This is a genomic window from Klebsiella sp. 4_1_44FAA (assembly GCF_000238715.1).
Lineage (GTDB): Bacteria > Pseudomonadota > Gammaproteobacteria > Enterobacterales > Enterobacteriaceae > Klebsiella > Klebsiella pneumoniae.
Genome location: NZ_JH414802.1, coordinates 24,680 through 47,070 on the forward strand (window position 1 = coordinate 24,680; position 22,391 = coordinate 47,070).

Below are 22,391 nucleotides of genomic sequence, written 5' to 3' on the forward strand. Positions count from 1 at the left end.
TCGAATTGATGCCCCATCCGCCAGGATAAGTGGCCACCATGGCCACTTCTTTCCTGGCGTGGGTAGGAAATTACGCTTTTGACGACGGCGACAGCCACTGATATACCGCAGACAAATCCTCTCCGGCATATCCCGCGTCCGCCGCCTGCTGCCACAGTTCGGCGATGTTTTCCAGCCCCGGCATGGTGTGCGGCTCGGCCAGGGAAAGCGCCAGCCGGGCATCTTTCAGGGCATGCGCCAGCTGCATCTGCGGGGTAAACTGCTCGCTGGCGATGGCGTCCAGTTTCACTTTGACATAGGGCGCCGCCAGCGGGCCGCCTTCCAGGGCGCTCCACAGCTGGTCGGGGGTGAAGCCCAGCGTCTTCGCCAGCTGGGCGCTCTCCGCGATGCCCTGCATCATCGAAATCAGCCAGGCATTGAGGACCAGCTTCATTTTGTGGCTATTGCCCGCCTCGCCAAACCACTGCGTCCCGCGGGAGATAGCCGCAAACACCGGTTCGGCAGCGGCGCCCTTTTCCCGATCTCCGCTGGCGAGCACCAGGATCTGTGCCTTCTCCGCTGGGGCTTTGGTCCCCGACACCGGGGCATCGATATAGGTCATCGCTGGCTGAAGTTCCCGCAACAACGCGATGGCCTGCCGGGTCTCCGGCAGGCCAATGGTGCCCATCTGGCAATAGATCGCCTGCGGCTGACAGGCGGGCGCGATTTGCGCCAGTACCTCGAGGGTGGCCTCGCCGTCGGCGAGCATACTGATGATCACCTCGGCATCGGCCACCGCCTGCTGCGGCGTGGCGTGCAGAGATAACCCATGCGCCTGTAAATCTTCGCCGCGGGCTGGCGAACGGTTCCAGCCGGCAACGGTAAAGCCGTTTTTCAGCAGGTTACTGGCAAAAGCGTGTCCCATGGCGCCGAGTCCCAGCACCGCGACCTTTGGTAATGTACTCATCTTGTCTGTCCTGATTCGCGTCTTAATAAAAGCGGACCTCTACTATCGCATCTCTGGCACGGATGTCAGTAGCAATAACGGGCATGAAAAGTGACACTGTCACTGATATTCTCAAGGCTGACGAAGCCATTCCAGTAAGCGGCACATCGCTGGCGACAGGCTGGCGTCATCCTGGTAGCACAGGCACAAACGGCGCTGCGCCCAGCGGTCCTGTAACCCGATGACGGCAAACGAATAGCGCTGCCGGTAACGCTCGGCAATAACGCGCGGCAGGATCGCCCCGCCGGCGCCGTGCGCCACCATCTCGCAAAGCCCTGCAAAATGGCTCATCCTGACCCGAACGTTTAGCGCCTGGCCGAGTTCAGCTGCGTGCTGTTCGATATGCTGCTGTAGCGCACTGGTCTGATAGAGGGCGACCAACGGCTCGTTGAGCACCGCCGCAAACGCCACTTCCTCTTTTTCGGCCAGAGGGTGAGCTGGCGGCACGATCAGCACCAGCGGGTCGTCAGCGACGGGATCGAGGCGCAGCGGCCCGGGGTCGACCGCATCGGACACCACTCCGGCCTGCGCCACGCCCGCCAGGATACAGCTGACGATATCCGCGCTGGTGCGTTCTTCGGTTTCGATCTGCACCGCCGGGTGCGCTGCCATCCAGGCGGCGAGCTTCCCCGGCAGAAAGGCCGACATCGCCGAGGTGTTGGCGAACAGGCGCAGCGTCCCCCGCTGACCGCAGGCGAAGGCGTGCATCGCCTGGCGCAGACGCTGCTGCTGCGCAAGAAGCGGGCGGGCATGGCGCGCCAGTACCTCCCCGGCCTCTGTCATCGTCACCCCGCGGGCATGACGGTGCAACAGCGGCACGCCGATCTCGGCCTCCATCTTGCGCAGCCTCTCACTGGCGGACGCCAGGGCCAGATGGGCATTCGCCGCTCCGCCGGTGATACTGCCGGTATCCACGATGGCGATAAATAGCCGCAGATCGGCCAGATCCAGTCGCATCAGGCCCTCCTTTCCCTTCGGTTTTTCCGTAGTCTATGGCCAACATACCGCATTGTGGCCCTCACGACCAGCTGTTTCAATGCCCCTTTCTACCCTGAAAAGTGAGCCATAATGTTCGATTTACACACGATCTCTTTCCTGTTGATCTTTATTGCCGCCGGGCTGGGCAAAGGGGTGACCGGCATGGGATTGCCCACCGTGGCGATGGGCCTGCTTGGCCTGCTGATGCCGCCGCAGGCCGCAGCGGCGCTGCTGGTGCTTCCCTCGCTGCTCACCAATCTCTGGCAGTTACTGGCAGGCCCGGCGCTGGCGCAGATTGTACGCCGTCTCTGGCTTATGATGACCGGGATTATTATTGGCACGTTGGCCGGGTCCTCACTGCTGATCGGCCTCAATCCTCGGTGGTCGGCGCTGGCGCTTGGCGCCGCATTGATAGTCTATGCCGGGTATGCGCTCTGCAGTCCGGTGTTTCAGGTTTCCGGCCGCGTGGAGAAGTGGCTGTCGCCGCTCATGGGCGGGCTGACCGGCGTTATCACCGGGGCGACCGGGGTATTTGTTATTCCGGCCGTTCCCTGGCTACAGGCGCTGGGCTTTCGTCGCGACGAGCTGGTGCAGGCCCTGGGGTTGTCGTTCACCCTTTCCACTCTGGCGTTGGCGGCTGGCCTCGCCCTGCACGATGGCTGGCATGATGATGCATGGCTATTGTCGGCGCTGGCGCTGTTGCCGGCGCTGCTCGGCATGTGGCTGGGACAGCGGATCCGCTCGCGTCTCAGCCCGCAGCGCTTTCGTCAGGGCTTTCTGTTGTTCCTGCTGGCGCTGGGGATAGAGCTGATCGCCCGGGGATGGCTGGTCTGAATCCTCTAGCGGCGGGTAATGTGCTTCACATTGTACTTACTGGTGTTCTGGTAGATCTCTGAGAAATCGACGATCGCCCGGTTCTGGGCGTAGCTGATCGACTGCACCCGCAGCAGGAGGCTGTTTGGCGCCACCTGCAGCAGCTCCGCCTGCTCACGGGTCGCCAGCACCGGGGTATAGCTGCGGTGGCTCTCGATGATGGTGATATGGCACTCTTTTTTAAAATAGTTGAACTTAGACTGCTCGAGGTTACCCACGCTGAGCCAGGGGAAGGTGGCGAAGGGGATATAGCTGTTTTCCACCAGGATTGGGACCTCATCGATCAGCCGCAGCCGTCTGACGTAATACACTTTCTCCCCCGGCTGGATCTTTAACTGCTGGGCAATGGCTGGCGGGGCATCAAGCAGCGTAAATTCAATAACTTTGTTACGGTAGTTGGTGACGCCCACCACCTGCATCTGGTAGTTAAAGCCCTCCAGTTCCCCGCCATGATAGTTACTTTTACGCACAATGCAGGTTCCGCTGCCGTGCCGCCGCGCGATCAGCTTTTCTTCCTCCAGTAGCGCCAGCGCTTTGCGCAGCGTCATCACCGAGACCTTCAGCTCCGCGGCGAGCGCTTTTTCGCTGGGCAGCATATCGCCGACGGCATAGTCGTCGCTGTTGATGCGGGCCTTCAGTTCAGTGGCAATCTTTTTATAAATCACTTTTAGATGTCTCGATGGAGTGGCGCCAGTCAACGGTATACATGAATAACTTCATGTAATTAAATGATTATTTTTATCTTTCAGCGAAAAAATCAACAATGACACATCTATAAATCACGCCATATTTATATATCTGTCCAGCAACAATATATATGACTTTCGTCACAGATGGCCCTTTTCCTGCTCGGGTTCCCGGTGGTCTGCTCCTAGTCTGATAAGCCTATTCATCAGGTGATGACAGCGGTCTGCAAAGACGAGAGGACAACCATGATTGGAGTGAAAAAGCTTCAGGACTTTTCCAAGGCGATGATCGGGCCGGTGCTGTATCTGCCAGCTATCGGCCTGTTGATCGCCCTGTTCAGCATGACGACCAACCGGCTGTGGGTGGATGAAAGCAGCGGGCTCTACCTGGTGGGGAAATTTGTCTCCAGTATGCTCTGGGCGCTGATGAACCAGCTTGGGTTTCTGTTCTGCCTGGGGCTGGCCAGCGGCCTCGCGAAAACCCGCAAGGCTGAAGCGACCTTCGTGGCGGCGATGACCTGGCTTATCTACCTGGCGGCGAACAACAGCTGGCTGACCCTGACCCATCGCCTGGCGACCGGGGCCACTAACGCGCAACTGTACGGCAGCGGACAAACCTTTATCTTCGGTTTTCAGGTTATCGATATGGGCGTGTTCCTCGGTATCATCCTCGGCTGCGCCGTCGCCTTTGTCCACAATCGTGTGGTCGGTATTGAGTTTCGCGGCGCGCTGTCGATCTACGGCAACAGCAAGCTGGTGCTGCTCGTGATGCTGCCGCTGGTTGGCCTGTTCGCCATCGCCACCGTCTATCTCTGGCCGATGGTGGAGCTGGGCATCTCAGCGTTAACCGGCTTTATGAAATCCTTTGGCGCCATCGGGGTCTTCCTGTACGGCTTTCTCAACCGGTTCCTGATCCCGACCGGGCTGCATCATCTGATCTGGTCGCCGTTTGTGTTTACTTCTATCGGTGGTCAGTTGCTGGTTGATGGTCAGACGGTAATGGGTGCCAAGCCCATTTTTCTTGCCGAAATCGCCCGCCATCCCATTGGCGCGCTGAGTGATTCCGCCCGTTTTCTCACCTATGGCATGGTGAAGATCTTTGGCACCGCCGGTATGGCGCTCGCCTTCTACCGCACAGCGAAACCGGAGAATAAGCAGCGGCTGAAAGTCACGCTGATCCCCTTGATTGTTACCTCCGTCCTGGTGGGGATCACCGAACCTTTTGAATTTCTCTTTATCTTCACCGCCCCGCTGCTGTGGCTTATCTACTCCCTGCTGGACGGTTTTTTCCAGATGCTGGCCTGGCTGCTTCACGTCAGGGTCTGCGCCACCAACGGCCTTATCGATTTCGTCGTCTATAACCTCCCGGCAGGCGCCAGCGTGACGCGCTGGCCGCTGTTTGTCGCCGTCGGCCTGCTGGAAACCGCGACCATGTACCTGGTCGGCACCTTCTGTATTACCCGTCTGCGGCTGCTCACCCCGGGGCGCGAAACCGCAGCCGACGATGAACATTCGCAACAGGCTAATCGCGAGCATCGGGATAAAGGCGCGCTGGTGATTGCCGGGCTGGGCGGTAAAGAGAATGTCTGTGCGGTGGGCAACTGTTTTACCCGTCTGCGGGTTGATGTGCGGGACCCCGCCCTTATCCAGCAGACGCTGTTGAAAGAGAGCGGCGGGAGCAGCGTGCTGATTAAAGGAAACCATGTCCAGGTTATCTATGGCCTGGGAGTTAACAAAATTCGAACGGCGGTCAACGCCAGTCTGGGTGTTATTGAATAACGAGGTGGTAAATGAAAGATAATTTTGTGGTCACCATTGCCGGCGGCGGCAGTACTTATACCCCTGGGATTGTGATGATGTTACTGGAAAATATGTCGCGCTTTCCCCTGCGGGAGATCCGTCTGTACGACAACCATCACCAGCGTCAGAAGACTATCGGCGACGCCTGCGCCATCCTGGTGGCTGAACGCTTCCCACAGGTGAAGTTCAGCTATACCACCGATCCGCAGGCGGCCTTTACCGACGTCGATTTCGTGATGGCGCATATTCGCGTTGGCCTGTATGAGATGCGGGAAAAGGATGAAAAGATCCCGCTGAAATATGGCGTGCCGGGCCAGGAGACCTGTGGTCCGGGTGGGATTGCCTACGGTATGCGCTCGATTGCCGGGGTGCTGGAGCTGGTCGATTATATGCAGCAGTACGCACCAGGGGCCTGGATGCTCAACTACTCCAACCCGGCGGCTATCGTCGCGGAAGCGACCCGTCGCCTGCGGCCCGACGCGCGCATCATCAACATCTGCGATATGCCGGTGGCTATCGAGGGTCTGTTCGCCGACATCCTCGGCCTGCCGTCGCGCAAAGCGCTGAACGTTCGTTACTATGGCCTGAACCACTTCGGCTGGTGGACCAGCATCACCGATAAAGCCGGTAACGATTTGATGCCGGCGCTGAAGCGTCACGTGGCGGAGCAGGGATACAGCAGCCCAAAAGAAGACTTTCAGCATAAGGCGCCGAGTTGGATCGAGACCTTTAAAAAGGTGAAGGATGTGTTTGCCCTCGATCCGACGACGCTGCCTAACACCTATCTGAAATACTATCTTTACCCGGACTATGAAGTGGCGCATTCCGACCCGGAGTTTACGCGGGCCAACGAGGTGATGGCCGGACGCGAAAAAGAGGTCTTTGATATGGCCCGGGAGATCACCCGTCGCGGCACGGCGGAAGGCGCGCATTTCCATGCCGGGGCCCATGCCACCTTTATCGTCGACCTCGCCTGCGCCATCGCCTTTAACACCCAGGAGCGGATGCTGTTGATCGTCGAGAACAACGGAGCCATCGCCAACTTCGATGAGACGGCGATGGTTGAAGTCCCCTGCCTGGTGGGCGTCAACGGTCCGGAACCGCTGGCGATGGGGAAAATCCCGTCATTCCAGAAAGGGTTGATGGAGCAGCAGGTGGCGGTTGAGAAACTGGTGGTTGACGCCTGGATTGAGGGCAGTTACCAGAAACTGTGGCAGGCCATCGCCCTGTCGAAAACGGTGCCCAGCGCTTCGGTGGCGAAAGCTATCCTCGATGAACTGATCGTCGCCAACGAAGGCTACTGGCCCGCTCTGCACTGATCTTTTTCGTGATGGGTAAGATGCAGAGAATCCACCTTCTCTGCATCTTTACCCGGTGTTTCCCCCGGTGATGCATTCATCCTTAACCTCCGCCCCCGTGGGCAAAGCGAATCGCTCATTTCCCCCTTCAGACCGGAGGTAAAAGGCCTCTATCTTCATTTTGCCCCGATCGTGACAATGAAATATAAATTCTATTCTTCAATATTATGGCGTAAAAATGTGATCTGCGTAGTATTCTTCGATTTACATTAACCCACTGAAAAAAACATCGTTATTACCTCACTGTAAATTTAACCTGCTTTTCATGGGGATATACTCTCTTTAGCCTTTGTGATTGGCTTCATGCATTTACCATTCTGCAACACTGATTTGAAATTAAATTTTCATAATGTGATCTTGTTGCATGTTCATTCCATTTCTTTGTGCCATATTCTTACCACGGTAAATCGCCGGAGCGACAGCAACGTGCCACACCAGAGCGCTGTTCATCGGCAAATGTCGTCGCGACTGACGCACTAAAGACCGCTAACCCGCAAAGGAGAACGGATATCGACTACATCCATGTCAACACCAAGCCGTAAACCTCTTTGACCGCCATTGCTTAGCGTACCCTGCCTTGTGCTGAGCAATTACACAAAGAAGAAAATCATTTAATTCAGTTAGATACGACAACACAGGCGTGATAAATCCTGACTGGGGAGATGTATTTTTATCTTGTGTCGTTCAACAAAATAAAGGGACTACCATGTCATTTATAACAAACCTGAACCAGCAACAGAGAAAACGACTTCATCAGATCACCTTAGTGGCCACCTTCGGCGGCCTGCTTTTCGGTTACGACACCGGCGTTATCAACGGCGCCTTTTCCTCACTGAAGCAGTACATGGCGCTGACCCCAACCACCGAAGGGCTGGTAATGAGCGTTCTGCTGGTCGGCGCCGCGCTGGGCAGCGTGTTTGGCGGCAAATTTGCCGATTACTTCGGCCGGCGTAAATATTTACTCTTTCTCTCCTTTGTTTTTCTCATCGGCGCGTTGCTTTCCGCCGCGGCCCCCGATATCACTACCCTGCTGATTGCCCGCGCCCTGCTGGGCTATGCCGTCGGCGGCGCTTCGGTCACCGCCCCCACTTTTATTTCAGAAGTGGCGCCTACCGAGATGCGCGGCAAGCTGACCGGCCTGAATGAAGTCGCCATCGTCATTGGCCAGCTGGCGGCGTTTGCCATCAACGCGATCATTGGCATCATCTGGGGCCATCTGCCGGACGTCTGGCGCTATATGCTGCTGGTACAAGCGATTCCGGCCATCTGCCTGTTCGTTGGCATGTGGCGCGCGCCGGAAAGCCCGCGCTGGCTGATCAGCAAAAATCGTCATGATGAAGCGCTGCATATCCTCAAACAAATCCGCCCGGCGGAACGCGCGCAGAAGGAGTACGATGACATCTCTACCCTGATCAAAATTGAAGCTGGTAATAAGTACAGCGCCCAGAGCACCTTTGCGACGATTGTCAAAACACCCTGGATCCTCAAAATTTTGCTGGTCGGCATTACCTGGGCCGCACTGCAGCAAACCACCGGCGTTAACGTCATTATGTATTACGGTACGGAAATCCTGAGTGCCGCCGGTTTTTCCGAACGAACCTCGCTGATCTGCAACGTGCTGAACGGTGTTTTCTCCGTGGGCGGTATGCTGATCGGGGTGCTGTTCCTTGTCGACCGCTTCAAACGTAAGACAATCATCATCTACGGTTTCGCCATTATGGCAACCCTGCATCTGATTATCGCCGCTGTCGATTACACCCTGGTGGGTGACCTGAAAGCTACCTCCATCTGGCTGCTGGGCGCGCTGTTCGTCGGCGTGATGCAGGGCTCCATGGGCTTTATTACCTGGGTGGTATTAGCCGAACTGTTCCCGCTGAAATTCCGCGGACTGTCGATGGGGATCTCGGTATTTTTCATGTGGATCATGAACGCGGTGGTCAGCTATCTGTTCCCGCTGCTGCAGGCAAAACTGGGCCTTGGGCCAGTCTTCTTTATCTTCGCCGCCATTAACTATTTAGCCATTCTTTTCGTGGTCTTTGCCCTGCCCGAGACCTCCAATAAATCGCTTGAGCAGTTAGAAGCAGAGCTGTCAGCAAACCATGAAGAAAAAAAATCCACTCGTCTCACCAGGGAGGTTGGTTATGATCGATAACATCACGCTGGATAATCTGCATATTGGCTGCAAAGCCAGTAATAAAGCGGAAGTCATCGCCATGATCGGCGCGGAGTTTAAAGCCAAAGGCTATGTCAATCAGGAATGTGTCCACTTTCTGCTGGAGCGTGAACATCAGGTCTCGACCTTTTTAGGCAATGGCATCACCCTGCCGCATTTACCGAAATCCGCGACGGATATCATCCTTAAAACCGGGATTGAGATCTATCAGTTTCCTGATGGCGTAATCTGGGATCGGAGCAATGTAATGTTTATTGCCATCGGCGTGATCGCGAAAGAGAAAGAGCATATTGACGTACTCAAGGAAATTGCCTCGATATTTAGCGATGAGCTGATCGCTAATGCACTGTCATTAATCTCTGACAAACATGATTTCCTGAAAATTCTGCAGCATAACGCCTTGCCCCATTAAGTATGACACCGACCGGAGCTCTGGCCCCGGTCGGATTTTCACCCCTCGCCCAGCAAACATGGCGAATAATCTGATTCTCCCCGTTATAACCTCAATGGCAATAATAACCAGAGAAACCAACGTATTGCTACTTGCTTGAAGTACGCACATTAGCGCAGGCATCTCATAACTAAAACCCCATTAAAACAATGAGTTAAATATTCTTCAGGGCTACTGACCCTCAGGTTTATTGCTCGCGCTGTTAGCACCGTACGCCAGTGATTCCTGCGGTATTCCATTAGTTTTGATTTATATCAATACCTGTTCGATCGTTAAAATGCATTTTACAGCGCGATTATTTTAGCAGGGTGAATACGACATTGGTTTTACGATTGGGATATTTATTTAGCCGACCCGCAAGTCTGTGGGGATGGCTGATGTGTAATGCGTTTAACGGTATTGCGATTGTCCTCTGCTTTCGTGGCATAAGCATCGTCACCGGTTTCAGCGAGGCGATCTGGCAGGTCATCATCACGCTGGCTATTATCATATCAACCTGGTACAGCGCTAACTATTTTGCTGCGCTGGAAGCTCGACGCGATAAACGACGCTATCTGCTGCTGGCCTGGGTGGTCATGACCATTCTGTTGAATTTTATTCACCTTGGCGGTGGTTAACGCCATTTATTAAAGGATCATACCATGACGCTGGCGATGCTGTTGGTGCTTATCAGCCACCATAAAGGGCTGACGCTCTTGCTGATCGTAATTATTGCGCTGCTGTTTATTGCGCTCACTCCGCTGGTCAAAAAACTGTTGAGTCACCTTCACCATCGTTCCTGAATTTTCTTTTATGACCGCCTACAGGGGGCCTTCTCTTCGTCATCTCCGTTTATCCCGTCACCCGCTCCCCCAGCATACAGTTTGTGGCAACGCCAGAAAAAGAAATGAGAACCATTATCATAAAAGCTGTGCTAACGTGTCAGCCCAACAATAACGCCAGAAGCAACAAAACAGGGGGACAGACGAGGTGAAGTTGAGTTCAGGGAGCATCACAACAGGTCGTACGAGCGGGCTGCTGACGCTGGCGATTGGCGCACTCTTCTACAGCAGCGGCAGTATTGCCCGGCCGGATCTTCAGCCGCTGGGGCCGAACATTGCGGATAAAGGGTCGGCGTTTTACCACTTTACGCAACGCCAGTATGACTCTGCCGATGGCGAACGTCACTACCGGGTATGGACCGCAGTGCCGGACAAAACCCCGCCCGCCGCCGGCTATCCGGTACTGTATATGTTGGATGGCAACGCGGTGATGGATAAACTCGACGACGCGTTTCTGCAGCAGCTCTTCGCCGGCTCCCCGCCGGTGATCGTCGCTATCGGCTACCAGACCGCGCTGCCCTTTGATACCGCAGCCCGCGCCTGGGATTACACCCCACCGCTAAAGACGCATGAGCCTCGCGCCGGGAAACCCGCGCTACCGCCGCGTAAAACCGGCGGCAATGATGCTTTTCGCCAGCTGCTGACCGAAACGATGGTTCCCCAGACGGAAGCTAACCTGAAAATAGATCCCCACCAGCGCGCTATCTGGGGCCACTCCTACGGCGGATTGTTTGTGCTCGACGCGTGGAGGAAGGCTTCGCCGTTCGGGATCTACTATTCCGCCAGCCCGTCGCTAGGTCAGGCCCTGCAATCGCCTTTGCAGGCAAGCCAAAGTCTTGATGCCGTCCGCTTTCGCGGGAAATCGCTGTACCTACTCGAGGGTGATGGAAAAGCCCGTGGAGAGCCGTCCGGGCACGAGGCCTCGCTTGAGGTGTTGCGTCAAACCCAACAGCAGCTGGCCAGTAAAGGGTTGACCGTAGCCTTCTGGCGCTACCCCGGCCTGACGCACGGTCAGATGTTCGAGGTCTCGCTGCGTTCGGCGCTGCTGCATCTTTCCGGGCAGGCAGCGCTTGCGCATCAATAACGCCCTTACGCCCACCAGCGGAGGGTGGGCGCATCAGCGCCGGTCGGGCAGGTGTTTGATATCGACCGGCTCGCCGAACAGAAATCCCTGCATCTCGTCACATCCCTCCTCTTCGAGAATCTGCAGTTGTCCAGCCGTTTCCACCCCCTCGGCGATAAGCGGCGTATTGATCGAATTGCCCAGCGAAATAATGGCTCGCACGAATGAGCGTACCTGAGGGTTGCTCTCCACATCTGTCATAAAGCTGCGGTCGAGTTTGATGACGTCGAAATGAAAATCGCGCAGCATGCTCAGGGAGGAGTAACCGGTGCCAAAGTCATCCAGCGCAATACTGATCCCCATTTTTTGCAGATGATGCAGAACGCTGAACGCCAGCTGTTTATTGATCACAAACGCCGTTTCGGTGACCTCAAACTCCAGCAGACTGACCGGGTAGGCGGTACGCATCAGGATCTCGCGGACTTTTTCGATAAAGCTACGATGGCGCAACTGCACCGGAGAGATATTGACCGAAACTTTTCTGTTCAAACCATTTTCCAGCGATTCGTTACACACCTGCTCGAGCACCCAGTAACCTAAGGGCACGATGGCGCCGCTCTCTTCGGCGATGGGAATAAACACGTCCGGCGGGATCGTCCCCAGCTGCGGATGCTGCCAGCGCAGCAGCGCCTCGTAACCGGTGATGCTACGATCTTTGATGTTGCGGATAGCCTGATAGTGGAGCGAAAACTCCCCGGCGTGAATACCGCGCCGGATATCGGCGGCCATCATATTACGCTGCCGCGTCTTGTCATCCATTTCACGTTCATACCAGCAAATCTTATGGTCGAGGCTGCTTTTTGCCCGATACATAGCCAGATCGGAATTGCTCAGTATCGTATTAATATCCGTGCCGTCCTCCGGGTAGACTGAGATGCCAATGCTGGCGGAGAGAACCACTTCCGTCGCGGCAAACGTCTGCTTACCGCTGAAGCAGTGCCACAGGCGCGCAGCAAAGGCATCCACTTCCCCCTCATCGGAAAAAGGTTTAACGGCCACAAACTCATCGCCGCCGAAGCGGGCGACCATCTCCTCCTTCTGCAGCGTTTTGAGCACGGCGCCCGCCACGCGCTGCAGCTGCTGGTCACCAATCAGATGGCCCTGCAGATCGTTAATCTCTTTAAATTTGTCTAAATCGATCGTGAAAATGGCAAAGCGGCGGGCATCATTTCCAGTGATCAGCTTCTCCACCCGTTCAAAAAACTCCACCCGATTGGGTAAACCGGTTAACGCATCGTAGCGCGCCATCCAGGCGATGCGGTCGTTAATCGCCTTCTGTTCACTAATGTCGCGGGTAATTTTGGCAAAACCCAGCAGGGTGTTCTGCTCATCGCGGATGGTATCGATCATGACATGCGCCCAGAATCGGGACCCGTCTTTGCGATACCGCCAGCCTTCCCCTTCAAACTGCCCGCTACGCAGGGCGATTTCCAGGTTTTTTGCGGGTACACCGGAGAGTTGCTCAGCTTCGCTATAGAAGAGACCGAAGTAGCGACCGATGATCTCGTCGCTCAGGTACCCTTTTGCCCGGCGGGCGCCCTCATTCCAGCTAATGACCGTGCCGTCGGCGCTCAGCATATAGATGGCATAATCTTTAACGCTTTCAATAAAGTGGCGATAGGCAATATCCGTCAGGTGATCGTTACTCATGGTACAGCGCTCTCTGTGGCTCGGTCGTGGCAAAACGCATTAGATATAGCAGAATTACGCCTATTAAGAATACAAGGAGATAGCCTTTTGTTGGCCTCTTTCTGACCCGGACACCGCAGAAGGCGCGGCGGACGCTCTCGTTAAGCGTAGTGGACCAGGCCGTCCGAAGGAGTGATATTCCCCGCGATTTTTGCACTTAGGTCGCCCACTAATAGTTACTTTTATTGATTAAAAAGTTTGATTGAAAGAATAAATAAAAGGAGTAATGTTAATAATACTTTCTATGGAGGTTAAATATGTTGCGTGATTATTTAAAAGTGGAAAAAGAAGACCAGCTTGTTGAACAACAGAGTCGGCATGACAATAGCCAGCATTATTCTTCGGTGACCGAATGGGTTATTTTAAGTAAAGATGGCCAGCGCAAAGGCCGGGTATCCCTGTTCGACCGCTTCACCACCCGCCGCTCCTGGAGCGACAGTTTCCGCATTACGCAGTTCGATAATGCGGGTAAAGTGGTGGTGGATAAACTCACTGACGCGCTGTAAATCCTTCGGATTCCCGGCCTGACGGGAGAATATTAATACGCAAAATTAACACCTGCATAAAATATATTGATGCGTCGCCATCATGTTATTTTCTTTCTGCATACCGATAATCTAATGGGTAATTTTCGCCATGGTGCACAGCGCGAATTTTTAACCCGAAAAAATGCTGAATATAAGCCCGCTGGTCGGGCTTTTTTGCATGGTGCTCGCCATCCACGCCACAAAATGCCAAGGACATCCCGCGCTGGATTGTATACGATGTATATACGAATCATTACGGTATATATCTATGGGAATCGTCAAAATCTCCGATCTGCTGCACGATGATATTCGTGATGCCAGCAAAGCCATGTCCCGCTCCGTCAATGCCCAGGCGGAATACTGGATCCGTCTGGGCATGATGAGCGAACTCTACCCTGAGCTTAACCACCAGCAGATCAAACTGCTGATGCTGAAATCCGGCTCTGACCGTCTGCTGGAGGTGATCAATGCCATCAATAATCATTAAAACCGCCGACGAACTCGCCCGGCAGCGCCATGCCGGCCAGCTGCTGGCGTCGGTGTTTGATATGCTGGATACTTTTATCGTTCCCGGCGTAACGACGATGGCGATTAACGATCGAGTGGAAGATTTTATCGTCAACCAGCTGCACGCCCGCCCGGCCAGCAAGGGGCAATACGATTTTCCCTATGTGTTGAACACTTCCATTAACGATGTGGTGTGCCACGGGATCCCCAAAGCGACCGAACATCTGCGCTCCGGGATGATTGTTAACGTCGATATCACCCTCGAGAAAGCGGGCATGATTGCCGACTCCAGTAAGATGTACCTGATAGGCGATGTCTCCCCGCTGGCCCGCCGGCTGGTAAAGACTACCTATGAAGCGATGTGGAAAGGTATTGAGGTGGTGAAGCCTGGCGCGACGCTGGGCGATATTGGCCACGCTATTCAGCGCTGGGTGGAGGAACATGGCTATAGCGTGGTCAGAGAATATTGCGGTCACGGCGTCGGTCAGGAAATGCATGAGGAACCGCAGGTGCTGCATTACGGCCGCCCCGGAGAAGGCGCCGTGCTGCAGGAAGGCATGGTGTTCACCATTGAGCCGATGGTCAACCAGGGCGACAGCCGTATCAAAACCAAAAAAGATGGCTGGACGGTGGTTACCCGCGATAAAAAACTCTCCGCGCAATGGGAGCACACCGTGGCCGTCACCGCCAACGGTTTTGAGGTGCTGACGTTACGCGACGATGAACAGTCGCGGATCCGCTGAGTTGCTTCCCTTTCTCTATGACGGTGGGCCGCTTTCCGATCCCGGAGCTCGCTTGGGCGCCAGACGACACCTGATTCTGCCGCCGGGCGGCGGCAATAATTGTTTTCATGAATGATTTTCTGCGCGCGCGTCTGCCCGCTGGTTATGGCTGATGCGCGCATAAACCGCACAACGGTTTATCCTTTACCTCCTTGCATCAGCTTACTCTTCATTGCCTTTATCCCGCCTTAGCGATAGCGAATAATGACATCTGCTTCACTATGCTGCGCATTTCGCCAGTGAATACTGACCTCACCACGATTGTCCGGCATGGCGTAGCGAGGACGGTTGTTTGTCAAGGCGACCTGTTCCGGTGAATGGTGCTGGCACGAGACATCGATACGATCGTGCCGGGGGGCGATAACACAGGCCGGATTGATGACCCGTCCTGAAAAATGAACCTGGCCGGAAAGCGCAGCAGACGACGCCAGCGGCGCCAGGCGCAGACATAGCAGAGCGAGACGGAATGGAGACATAGCAATCTTCCTTGATAACGGGTGACACTGCGCGGCACAGCATCGTTTCTGTGCCCTACAACCTGCGGCTTCCTGCCGTCACTCCACGCTACTGCAAAATAGCGGCAGCGTAAATGATTATTCCGGGCCACCCGGTCAACTGCCGGGAATAACAACAACTTTTTCGTAAAATTTGCTCAGAACAGTTATCTCCCGGAAATAATGCATTATACGTATGGGACTCTTTTCAATATTTAATGAGATTATACTTACACCAAAAAATAAATAATGTTACAGCTTAACACATCTTATCAATGGGCCTTTACGATGTTCTCCGTATAATCCCGCCCCCGACGGTAATATACATTAGCGATGCTTACCGTTTTTTGTGAACAGAAATAAAAAACATGCTTTAAAAATGTTAAATGCTTTTGTTAACTTGTGATTATTTAATAAGGTTTGAGTATGAAAGAAAAAGGCACCCTGCTGGTTGTTGGTTCACTGCTGGCCTTAAGTCTGGCTACTGTGACCACCGCCCGCGCGGCGGGTACACTGAATTTCACCGGTAAAATTATTAACGAGTCCTGCCAGATCGCCAATAACGGTGGCGATGTTAATGTCGATTTTGGCAACGTCGATATGTCGGCGCTGAAATCCCATGAAGCGAAAACCGCAGAAACGCCGTTCACTATCAACCTCACCGGTTGCCCACTGGCGCAGAACATCAGTATCAGCCTGGAAGGTACTCCGGACACCAACGCTAACGGCACCAGCGCCGCCGTGCTGGCGCTCTCCGACGCCGCAGATACCGCCAAAGGGGTGGGCATTGAAGTCTTCTCTTCCCCTGACGGCTCAACGGAAGGCACTCAGCTGACCTTTGACAAGCAGAGCAAAACGGCGGTTTCGCAAGCCGACGAAAACGGTGATATTGCATTTAACTTTATTGCCGATCTGAAGAGCGATTCCTCACAGGATGTCACCGCCGGCAATATTAATGCCACGGCCAATATTGATATTGTGTACGAATAGAATGTCCTGATTGCCACTTTTCCAAGGGCAGCGTCCTCCTGCCCTTATTCTCTTCCTCGTGACCGGATCCTCAATTATGCAGTGTTATAAAGCGGTCTTTTATCCTGAGTCCTTCTCTTTTGCCCGTTCCTGGCGTCTGCCGCCGGGGTTGCCATTGCCGGCACACGTGTCATTTATAATGAACAAAGCCATGAGGCAGACATCACGGTAAAAAACACCAATCCTCACGATCCGGTGCTTATTCAGAGCTGGGTAGACGATCTGGCTGATAATAATAAATCACCGTTTATCGTCACCCCGCCATTGTTCCGTCTGGATGCCGGAGACAGCAACGATCTGCGCGTGTTATTAACCTCGGCGCAACTGCCAAACGATCGGGAAAGTTTGTTCACCCTGAATATCAAAGTGATTCCCGCCAATACCGCGCCGGCTGGCGAGAACATTCTGCAATTTGCTATTAAGAATCAACTGAAGCTCATTTATCGCCCGGCAGGGCTCCCTGGCTCGGCGCTCGACGCGGCGCAGCACCTGCGCTGGCGGGTCAGCGGCAACCACCTGCAGGCGGAGAATGCCTCCCCCTATTATGTGACTATCACCACGCTCACCTGCGCGGGCCAGAACCAGAAAACGCCGCTTGAGCGCAGCGTGATTGCTCCTCACAGCCGTGAAGAGTATTCCCTCCCCGGCGAGGCCTGCGCCCGCGAGGTGAGCTGGCGCATTCTGGATGACTTTGGCGCTGTGCAGACGTTTAGCGCCCCCGTTTCGGCGCACTAAGCGTCTGATGTCGCGATGCGCCACGGCCCGGCTCATACCGTTACCGTCGTCAGCCTCTCCATCCTGCTGGGCGGACAGAGCGCGCTCTTGCACGCCCAGGCGACCTTTAATATGGATCTGCTGGAGAAAAACGACCATTTGCCGGCAGTGGATCTGCAACGCTTCAATCAGCAGGCGGGCCAGCCGCCAGGCGCCTATCCGGTGAGCTGGCAGGTCAACGGCGTCACGCTGGACGCCCGTAAGACCGTCACGTTTCGCCAGAACGATCGCGGACAGCTCACGCCCTGCCTTAAGCCGGAAGATCTGCTGCAGGCCGGAGTTAACCCGGCCGTGCTGTCCCAGGCGCCCGGCGCAACGCCCCGCTCATGCCCCGAACTCAACGCGCTGCTGCCGGGCAGCACGGTCAATTTCGATTTTGCTCATCAGCGGCTGGTAATGACCATTCCTCAGGCGCTGATGACGCACCGGGCGAGGGATAATATTCCCTCTGCGCTGTGGGACGAAGGTATTAGCGCCTTTCAGAGTAACTATCGTTATTCAGGCGCCAGCCAGCGTACCCGCGAGGGCAGCACCGAGCGCGATAACTATCTGATGTTGAAAAGCGGCGTGAACGTCGGCGCCTGGCGCCTGCGCGCCAGCAATAGCCTGACCGCTAACAGCGATGATAAGCCCCAGTGGGCGACCAGCGGCGCCTGGCTTGAGCGCGACCTGACGCGCTGGCAGAGTGAACTGACCCTCGGGGATACCTTCACGTCAGGCGATGTGTTTGACGCGGTACAGTTTCAGGGAATATCCCTCGCCTCCAGCGATGCAATGCTCCCGGACTCGCAGAAAGGTTTTGCCCCGACCATCCGCGGGATTGCCAGAACCAACGCCCAGGTCACGGTTCGGCAAAATGGCTACGTGCTGTATCAAACCTACGTCACCCCCGGCGCGTTCGTGATTGACGATCTTTATCCCACCGCCAGCAGCGGCAATCTTGAGGTTGCCGTCAAAGAGTCGGATGGCGAAATCCGCCGCTTCACCCAGCCGTATGCTTCGGTGACCAGCATGCAGCGCGAAGGCAGCCTGAAATACAACCTGGTCGCCGGGCGCTACCATAGCGACGATGCCAGCCAGCGGCCGTTGATGATGCAGCTGTCGCTGATGCGCGGGTTCGCCCATAACCTGACGCTGTTTGGCGGACTGCAGAGCGCGGCGCAATACCATAACCTCTCGCTCGGCGCAGGACTGGGTTTGGGAGAAGCCGGGGCGCTCTCGCTGCAGCAGTTAAACGCCCGCGACCGGCACCAGCAGGATCCGATCGATGGCCGGGCCTGGCAGCTCCAGTACAGCAAAGGTTTTGATCGTCTTGGCACGCAGTTGACTTTCACCGGCTGGCGTTATTCGCATCAGCGCTATGCCACGCTGAGCGAGGCGTTTTCCAGCCCGGGTAGCGACGACGACCTGCAGGATAGCGACAACAAAAAAGCAACCCTGCAAATCACCGCCAGCCAGAGCCTGCCGTACGATATCACCCTCTATCTGAGCCTCGACCAGGACAGCTACTGGTCAGGGGGCGCCTCACAGCGTACCGCCAATATGGGGATCAGCAGCCAGGTTCACGGTATCGCGTGGTCGCTCAGCTACAGCGACTCCCGCAGCAGCCACGGTGACGAGGAGGATGACGAGCCGCATTCCGACAAAGTGGTGACGTTGTCACTTTCCGTGCCGTTGAGCCACCTGCTGCCGGGGAGCTATGCCGGCTATACCCTGACCTCCTCCCGCCACAGCGTTGGCAGTCAGATGGTCAGCCTCAACGGCACATTGCTGGACAATCACGCGCTTAGCTACGCCGTCAGCCAAACCCGCGATCGGCAAAACGGGTCCAGCGGCAGCCTGACGGCCGGGTACAGCAGTGGAAGGGGCGATCTGAATCTCGGCTACAGCCACGATTCGCAGGCCGCTCGTCTGAACTACGGCGCCAGCGGGGGCATTCTGATTCACCGCCACGGGGTAGTCTTTACGCCGGAAATGAATGGCGCTGTCGTCCTGATTGACGCCGGTGGCGCCGGCGGTGTGACCCTCGCCAACCAGAAAACCATCGCCACCAATGGTGACGGGTACGCCGTGCTGCCCTTCGCCACCGCCTATCACCGCAACGACGTCTCTCTCGACAGCCATTCGCTGCCGGAGAATGTGGATCTGGCCAACAGCACCGTGACGCTGGTCCCTACCAAAGACGCGGTGGTTCTGGCGCGCTTTCACACCCACGTTGGCTATAAGGCGCTGTTTACGCTGCAGTCGCGGGGACAACCGCTGCCCTTTGGCAGCGAAGTACGCGCTAAGGACACCAACAGCATCGTTGCCAGCGAGGGTCAGGTGTACCTGGCCGGCCTGGCGCCAAAAGGCATCCTTTATGCGCAATGGGGGCCGGGCCCTCAGCAGCGCTGTAGCGCCCGCTACGATCTCACCCCGACGCTGGCGCAGACCCCCCATCCACTCATTTTACAGCAGACGTTATCATGTCCTTTTTAACTCTCCTGCGTCGGGTCGCCATGACGCTGTTATTTATTCTGTTACCGGCCGCCAGCGGATGGGCCTGTACGCCAGTGTTTGTCCGCGGCCAGGCCTCCACCCTTCGGCTGAACGTGGGGCAGCTCACGGTTCCGGCTGACGCCAGACCCGGCACCCCGCTGTATCATAAAAGTTTCGCCTGGAACCGCCTTAGCGACGGCGGCGAACAGTGGATCCGCTGCGCGGACGATCCGCACGGGCTATCACCGCTGTTGCTGGACAGTCTGCTGTCCGGGGGAGTGACGCGACCGACGGTTTATCAAACTAACCTCGCCGGCATTGGCGTTCGCGTATCGCTGCGCGCTATCGGCGGCTATGGCGGCTTTCCTGACCGGCCGACGCCCTCGCCGTTTAGCCAACGGGTGGACAATCCCGCCGCCTTGCCCGATGCGGTGTGGAAACTGGGCTATTTCCGCCTGACGATTGAGCTCATTAAAACCGGTCCCGCGGCGACGCCGGGCGAGCTTGAGTATCACAGCGAGCGCTTTTTAATGGCGGAGCATACCCCGCTGGCCGCGTTAGACTTAACCGGCAGGATCAGCACCGCGGGATGTTCAGTGAATGACGCCACGCCAGCCCTGATTAAGCTCCCTGCGGCGATGCTTGACCACTTCGGCGGCGTCGGCAAAACCACCGGCGACACCCCTTTCGCGCTGCAGCTGGATTGCAACAGCGCGGTCACGGTTTCCCTGCGAGTTGACGGCGCGGAGCCCTTCTCCGCCCGGGGGCATGGCGTTCTGCGCAATGACGCCACCGACGATCGGGCGCAGGGTATTGGCGTGCAGTTGCTTTACCATCGTCAGCCGGTCGTACTGAATCATGAGATGACGCTGGGCAGCGCGAGCGCGGGCCGGTTTACCCTGCCGCTCACTGCCCGCTACTACCAGACACGTTCCCGGATCACCGCCGGTCAGGTGTCGGCCGTCGCGACCTATACCTTGCATTATGACTAGGCGATGGCGAACCGACGGATGAAGCGGATGAAGGAATTGCTCTGACCGGCGAATCGTAAGAGAATAGCGCCTACACGCGACGATCTGAGTACACGGGAGTTCATCATCAGCCATTCTCGTCGATTCCCCTTAGCCAGCAAAGTGGCGCTGGCAGGCGCGGCGCTCATCGCCGCTGGCATGCTGTTCAGCTGCACCAGTAAAGCCCCTAAATCCCTTGTCACGCCGCCGAACGCTGCCGCCGTCAAAGCCGGGCAGGCGCACCGGGAGCCGGTGCGCGGCGTGTGGCTCACCACCGTTTCGCGCCTTGACTGGCCGCCGGTCGGGTCGATTATCGCCAGCACGCCGGAGAGCCGCATCACGCAGCAGAAGCTGGCGCTGATCGCTAAACTCGATAACCTGCAGCGCCTGGGGATCAACACCGTCTTTTTCCAGGTGAAACCGGACGGTACGGCGCTCTGGCGGTCGGATATTCTGCCGTGGTCCGATATGCTGACCGGCAAAATCGGCGAATACCCTGGCTACGATCCGCTGCAGTTTATGCTGGATGAAGCGCACAAGCGCGGCATGAAGGTTCACGCGTGGTTTAATCCCTACCGCGTCTCGGTCAACACCAAACCGTCGACGATTGCCGAGCTGAACAACACCCTTACTCAGGTACCGGCCAGCGTGTTCGTCCTGCACCGTAACTGGATCCGCACCGCCAGCGATCGCTTTGTTCTCGACCCGGGCATTCCCGAAGCGCGTGACTGGATCACCAGCATCGTCGCTGAAGTGGTGCAGAACTACCCGATTGACGGCGTGCAGTTCGATGACTATTTCTATACCGAAACCGCCTCTTCCCCGCTTAACGACAACGAGACTTTCCGCCGTTACGGGCAGGGCTATACCTCGAAGGGCGACTGGCGGCGGCATAACACCCAGCAGCTCATAGCCCAGGTTTCCACCACCATCAAAAAGCTCAATCCGAACGTCGAGTTTGGCGTGAGCCCGGCCGGGGTGTGGCGCAACCGCTCCCACGATCCGGCGGGGTCCGATACCCGGGGCGCGGCCGCCTATGATGAATCCTATGCCGATACCCGCAGCTGGGTGCAGCAGGGACTGCTCGACTACATCGCGCCGCAGATCTACTGGCCGTTTGCCCGCGATGCCGCGCGCTATGATGTGCTGGCCAACTGGTGGGCCGAGGTGGTTAAACCGACGCATACCCGGCTGTATATCGGCGTGGCGCTGTACAAGGTGGGTGAACCGTCCAAAAACGAGCCTGACTGGACGGTGGATGGCGGCGTGCCGGAGCTGAAAAAGCAGCTCGATCTCAATGAGACTCTGCCGCAGATCCAGGGCACCATCCTGTTCCGCGAAAACAACCTCAATCAGCCGCAAACCCGGCAGGCGGTTAACTATTTGCGCAGCCGCTGGGGGCAGCCGCAGAGCTAGCCGCCAGCCGGCTCTGCTATAGCGCCTGCAGCCCTTGCTGCAGGCGGGCGTGCAGCTTCAGCATGTTCTCTGTAATGGCCTGCCAGACGTGGCTGGAAAAGTCCGCCGGCAGCGTCCGGCGAGCGCTTTCGATTGCCTGCGGCACATGCCCGGCAAACTCCTGGAGGATCGCCAGCATCTGCTCCCGGGGAAAGTTCACCGCTTTGGCCGTCGCCAGAAAATGACGCGGATAGATGGCGTTAATCTCTGTTTTACGCCCTTTTGTGGCATTGAGCCCCATCGACAGCTTCAGATCGCGCAGATGCAGTCCCGTGCCGCCCAGCACCGGAAACGCCGAAATAATGTCGTAGAACGGTGTTAAGCGGTAGCTGCCGCCGGGCAACAGGTAAATTGAGTAAGTTTTTTGCGTGACCGTCCGTCGCCCCCGTCAGCCACTG

The 22,391-nt window shown here is 56.4% G+C and carries 20 protein-coding genes and 2 pseudogenes; 16 read left to right on the forward strand and 6 right to left on the reverse strand.

Going from position 1 to position 22,391, the window contains the following annotated elements:
• Positions 1 to 70: 70 nt before the first annotated feature.
• Both HMPREF1024_RS10340 and HMPREF1024_RS10335 read right to left on the reverse strand, forming a co-directional pair.
• A complete protein-coding gene (locus HMPREF1024_RS10340) occupies positions 71 to 946 on the reverse strand; it encodes an NAD(P)-dependent oxidoreductase (RefSeq protein ID WP_009308865.1) in 876 nt (291 codons plus the stop codon).
• 111 nt (positions 947 to 1,057) lie between these two features.
• Positions 1,058 to 1,942, reverse strand: a complete 885-nt coding sequence (locus HMPREF1024_RS10335; RefSeq protein ID WP_009308866.1) for a LysR family transcriptional regulator — start codon at positions 1,940 to 1,942, stop codon at positions 1,058 to 1,060.
• Between the two features lie 111 nt (positions 1,943 to 2,053).
• Here HMPREF1024_RS10335 and HMPREF1024_RS10330 point away from each other — a divergent pair, with 111 nt between their 5' ends.
• Positions 2,054 to 2,797, forward strand: coding sequence for a sulfite exporter TauE/SafE family protein (locus tag HMPREF1024_RS10330; protein ID WP_009308867.1), 744 nt, complete (start codon positions 2,054 to 2,056; stop codon positions 2,795 to 2,797).
• A 5-nt stretch (positions 2,798 to 2,802) separates the two neighbouring features.
• Here the strand turns inward: HMPREF1024_RS10330 and HMPREF1024_RS10325 are convergent, their stop codons facing one another.
• On the reverse strand, positions 2,803 to 3,501 hold the full coding sequence (locus HMPREF1024_RS10325) for a GntR family transcriptional regulator (RefSeq protein ID WP_004891992.1): 699 nt from the start codon (positions 3,499 to 3,501) through the stop codon (positions 2,803 to 2,805).
• A gap of 267 nt (positions 3,502 to 3,768) precedes the next feature.
• Here HMPREF1024_RS10325 and HMPREF1024_RS10320 point away from each other — a divergent pair, with 267 nt between their 5' ends.
• The 7 genes from HMPREF1024_RS10320 to iroE all read left to right on the forward strand — a co-directional run bounded on the left by HMPREF1024_RS10320 (position 3,769) and on the right by iroE (position 11,209).
• Positions 3,769 to 5,301, forward strand: coding sequence for a PTS transporter subunit EIIC (locus tag HMPREF1024_RS10320; RefSeq protein WP_009308868.1), 1,533 nt, complete (start codon positions 3,769 to 3,771; stop codon positions 5,299 to 5,301).
• An 11-nt stretch (positions 5,302 to 5,312) separates the two neighbouring features.
• Complete coding sequence (locus HMPREF1024_RS10315; RefSeq protein ID WP_004151635.1) at positions 5,313 to 6,641, forward strand: 6-phospho-alpha-glucosidase; 1,329 nt, start codon at positions 5,313 to 5,315, stop codon at positions 6,639 to 6,641.
• Positions 6,642 to 7,386: 745 nt separating this feature from the next.
• Positions 7,387 to 8,832 (forward strand): sugar porter family MFS transporter, encoded by a 1,446-nt coding sequence (locus HMPREF1024_RS10310; RefSeq protein ID WP_009308869.1) that lies wholly within the window; start codon positions 7,387 to 7,389, stop codon positions 8,830 to 8,832.
• On the forward strand, positions 8,822 to 9,265 hold the full coding sequence (locus HMPREF1024_RS10305) for a PTS sugar transporter subunit IIA (RefSeq protein ID WP_002904819.1): 444 nt from the start codon (positions 8,822 to 8,824) through the stop codon (positions 9,263 to 9,265). Before HMPREF1024_RS10310 ends, HMPREF1024_RS10305 begins: the two co-directional genes overlap by 11 nt.
• A 416-nt stretch (positions 9,266 to 9,681) precedes the next feature.
• Complete coding sequence (locus HMPREF1024_RS10300; RefSeq protein WP_004179827.1) at positions 9,682 to 9,921, forward strand: hypothetical protein; 240 nt, start codon at positions 9,682 to 9,684, stop codon at positions 9,919 to 9,921.
• A gap of 24 nt (positions 9,922 to 9,945) precedes the next feature.
• Complete coding sequence (locus tag HMPREF1024_RS31350) at positions 9,946 to 10,086, forward strand: hypothetical protein (RefSeq protein ID WP_009308870.1); 141 nt, start codon at positions 9,946 to 9,948, stop codon at positions 10,084 to 10,086.
• A gap of 187 nt (positions 10,087 to 10,273) precedes the next feature.
• A complete protein-coding gene (gene iroE / locus HMPREF1024_RS10290) occupies positions 10,274 to 11,209 on the forward strand; it encodes a siderophore esterase IroE (protein ID WP_032451382.1) in 936 nt (311 codons plus the stop codon).
• A 33-nt stretch (positions 11,210 to 11,242) separates the two neighbouring features.
• On the opposite strand, the gene HMPREF1024_RS10285 is transcribed toward iroE, so the two are convergent.
• Positions 11,243 to 12,898: a bifunctional diguanylate cyclase/phosphodiesterase gene (locus HMPREF1024_RS10285; protein ID WP_009308872.1), complete on the reverse strand. Its 1,656-nt coding sequence runs from the start codon at positions 12,896 to 12,898 to the stop codon at positions 11,243 to 11,245.
• A 296-nt stretch (positions 12,899 to 13,194) separates the two neighbouring features.
• On the opposite strand from HMPREF1024_RS10285, the gene HMPREF1024_RS10280 reads away from it, so the two are divergent.
• The 3 genes from HMPREF1024_RS10280 (at position 13,195) to map (ending at position 14,714) form a co-directional block, all read left to right on the forward strand.
• A complete protein-coding gene (locus HMPREF1024_RS10280) occupies positions 13,195 to 13,443 on the forward strand; it encodes a hypothetical protein (RefSeq protein WP_002904810.1) in 249 nt (82 codons plus the stop codon).
• Between the two features lie 289 nt (positions 13,444 to 13,732).
• Positions 13,733 to 13,951, forward strand: a complete 219-nt coding sequence (locus tag HMPREF1024_RS10275) for a ParD-like family protein (protein WP_002904808.1) — start codon at positions 13,733 to 13,735, stop codon at positions 13,949 to 13,951.
• Positions 13,932 to 14,714: a type I methionyl aminopeptidase gene (map, locus tag HMPREF1024_RS10270; protein ID WP_004179825.1), complete on the forward strand. Its 783-nt coding sequence runs from the start codon at positions 13,932 to 13,934 to the stop codon at positions 14,712 to 14,714. Before HMPREF1024_RS10275 ends, map begins: the two co-directional genes overlap by 20 nt.
• Before the next feature lie 227 nt (positions 14,715 to 14,941).
• Here map and HMPREF1024_RS10265 read toward each other — a convergent pair whose 3' ends face one another.
• Positions 14,942 to 15,229: a hypothetical protein gene (locus HMPREF1024_RS10265; protein ID WP_009308873.1), complete on the reverse strand. Its 288-nt coding sequence runs from the start codon at positions 15,227 to 15,229 to the stop codon at positions 14,942 to 14,944.
• Positions 15,230 to 15,673: 444 nt separating this feature from the next.
• Between HMPREF1024_RS10265 and HMPREF1024_RS10260 the strand changes: the two genes are divergently transcribed.
• The 5 genes and pseudogenes from HMPREF1024_RS10260 (at position 15,674) to HMPREF1024_RS10245 (ending at position 21,954) form a co-directional block, all read left to right on the forward strand.
• Entirely contained in the window at positions 15,674 to 16,237 is a 564-nt protein-coding gene (locus tag HMPREF1024_RS10260; protein WP_004143457.1) for a fimbrial protein, read from the forward strand.
• A gap of 76 nt (positions 16,238 to 16,313) precedes the next feature.
• A pseudogene (locus HMPREF1024_RS0126780) lies at positions 16,314 to 17,011 on the forward strand (molecular chaperone).
• A gap of 15 nt (positions 17,012 to 17,026) precedes the next feature.
• Positions 17,027 to 19,528, forward strand: coding sequence for a fimbria/pilus outer membrane usher protein (locus HMPREF1024_RS10255; RefSeq protein ID WP_009308875.1), 2,502 nt, complete (start codon positions 17,027 to 17,029; stop codon positions 19,526 to 19,528).
• The gene (locus tag HMPREF1024_RS10250) at positions 19,516 to 20,520 is read left to right on the forward strand and encodes a fimbrial protein (RefSeq protein WP_009308876.1); all 1,005 of its coding nucleotides are present in this window, start codon (positions 19,516 to 19,518) and stop codon (positions 20,518 to 20,520) included. The genes HMPREF1024_RS10255 and HMPREF1024_RS10250 overlap by 13 nt, the downstream gene beginning before the upstream one ends.
• Positions 20,521 to 20,661: 141 nt before the next feature.
• Positions 20,662 to 21,954, forward strand: a complete 1,293-nt coding sequence (locus tag HMPREF1024_RS10245) for a glycoside hydrolase family 10 protein (RefSeq protein WP_009308877.1) — start codon at positions 20,662 to 20,664, stop codon at positions 21,952 to 21,954.
• Positions 21,955 to 21,970: 16 nt separating this feature from the next.
• On the opposite strand, the pseudogene HMPREF1024_RS10240 reads toward HMPREF1024_RS10245, so the two are convergent.
• Positions 21,971 to 22,391 (reverse strand): annotated as a pseudogene (locus HMPREF1024_RS10240) (HipA domain-containing protein); the annotation flags it as partial.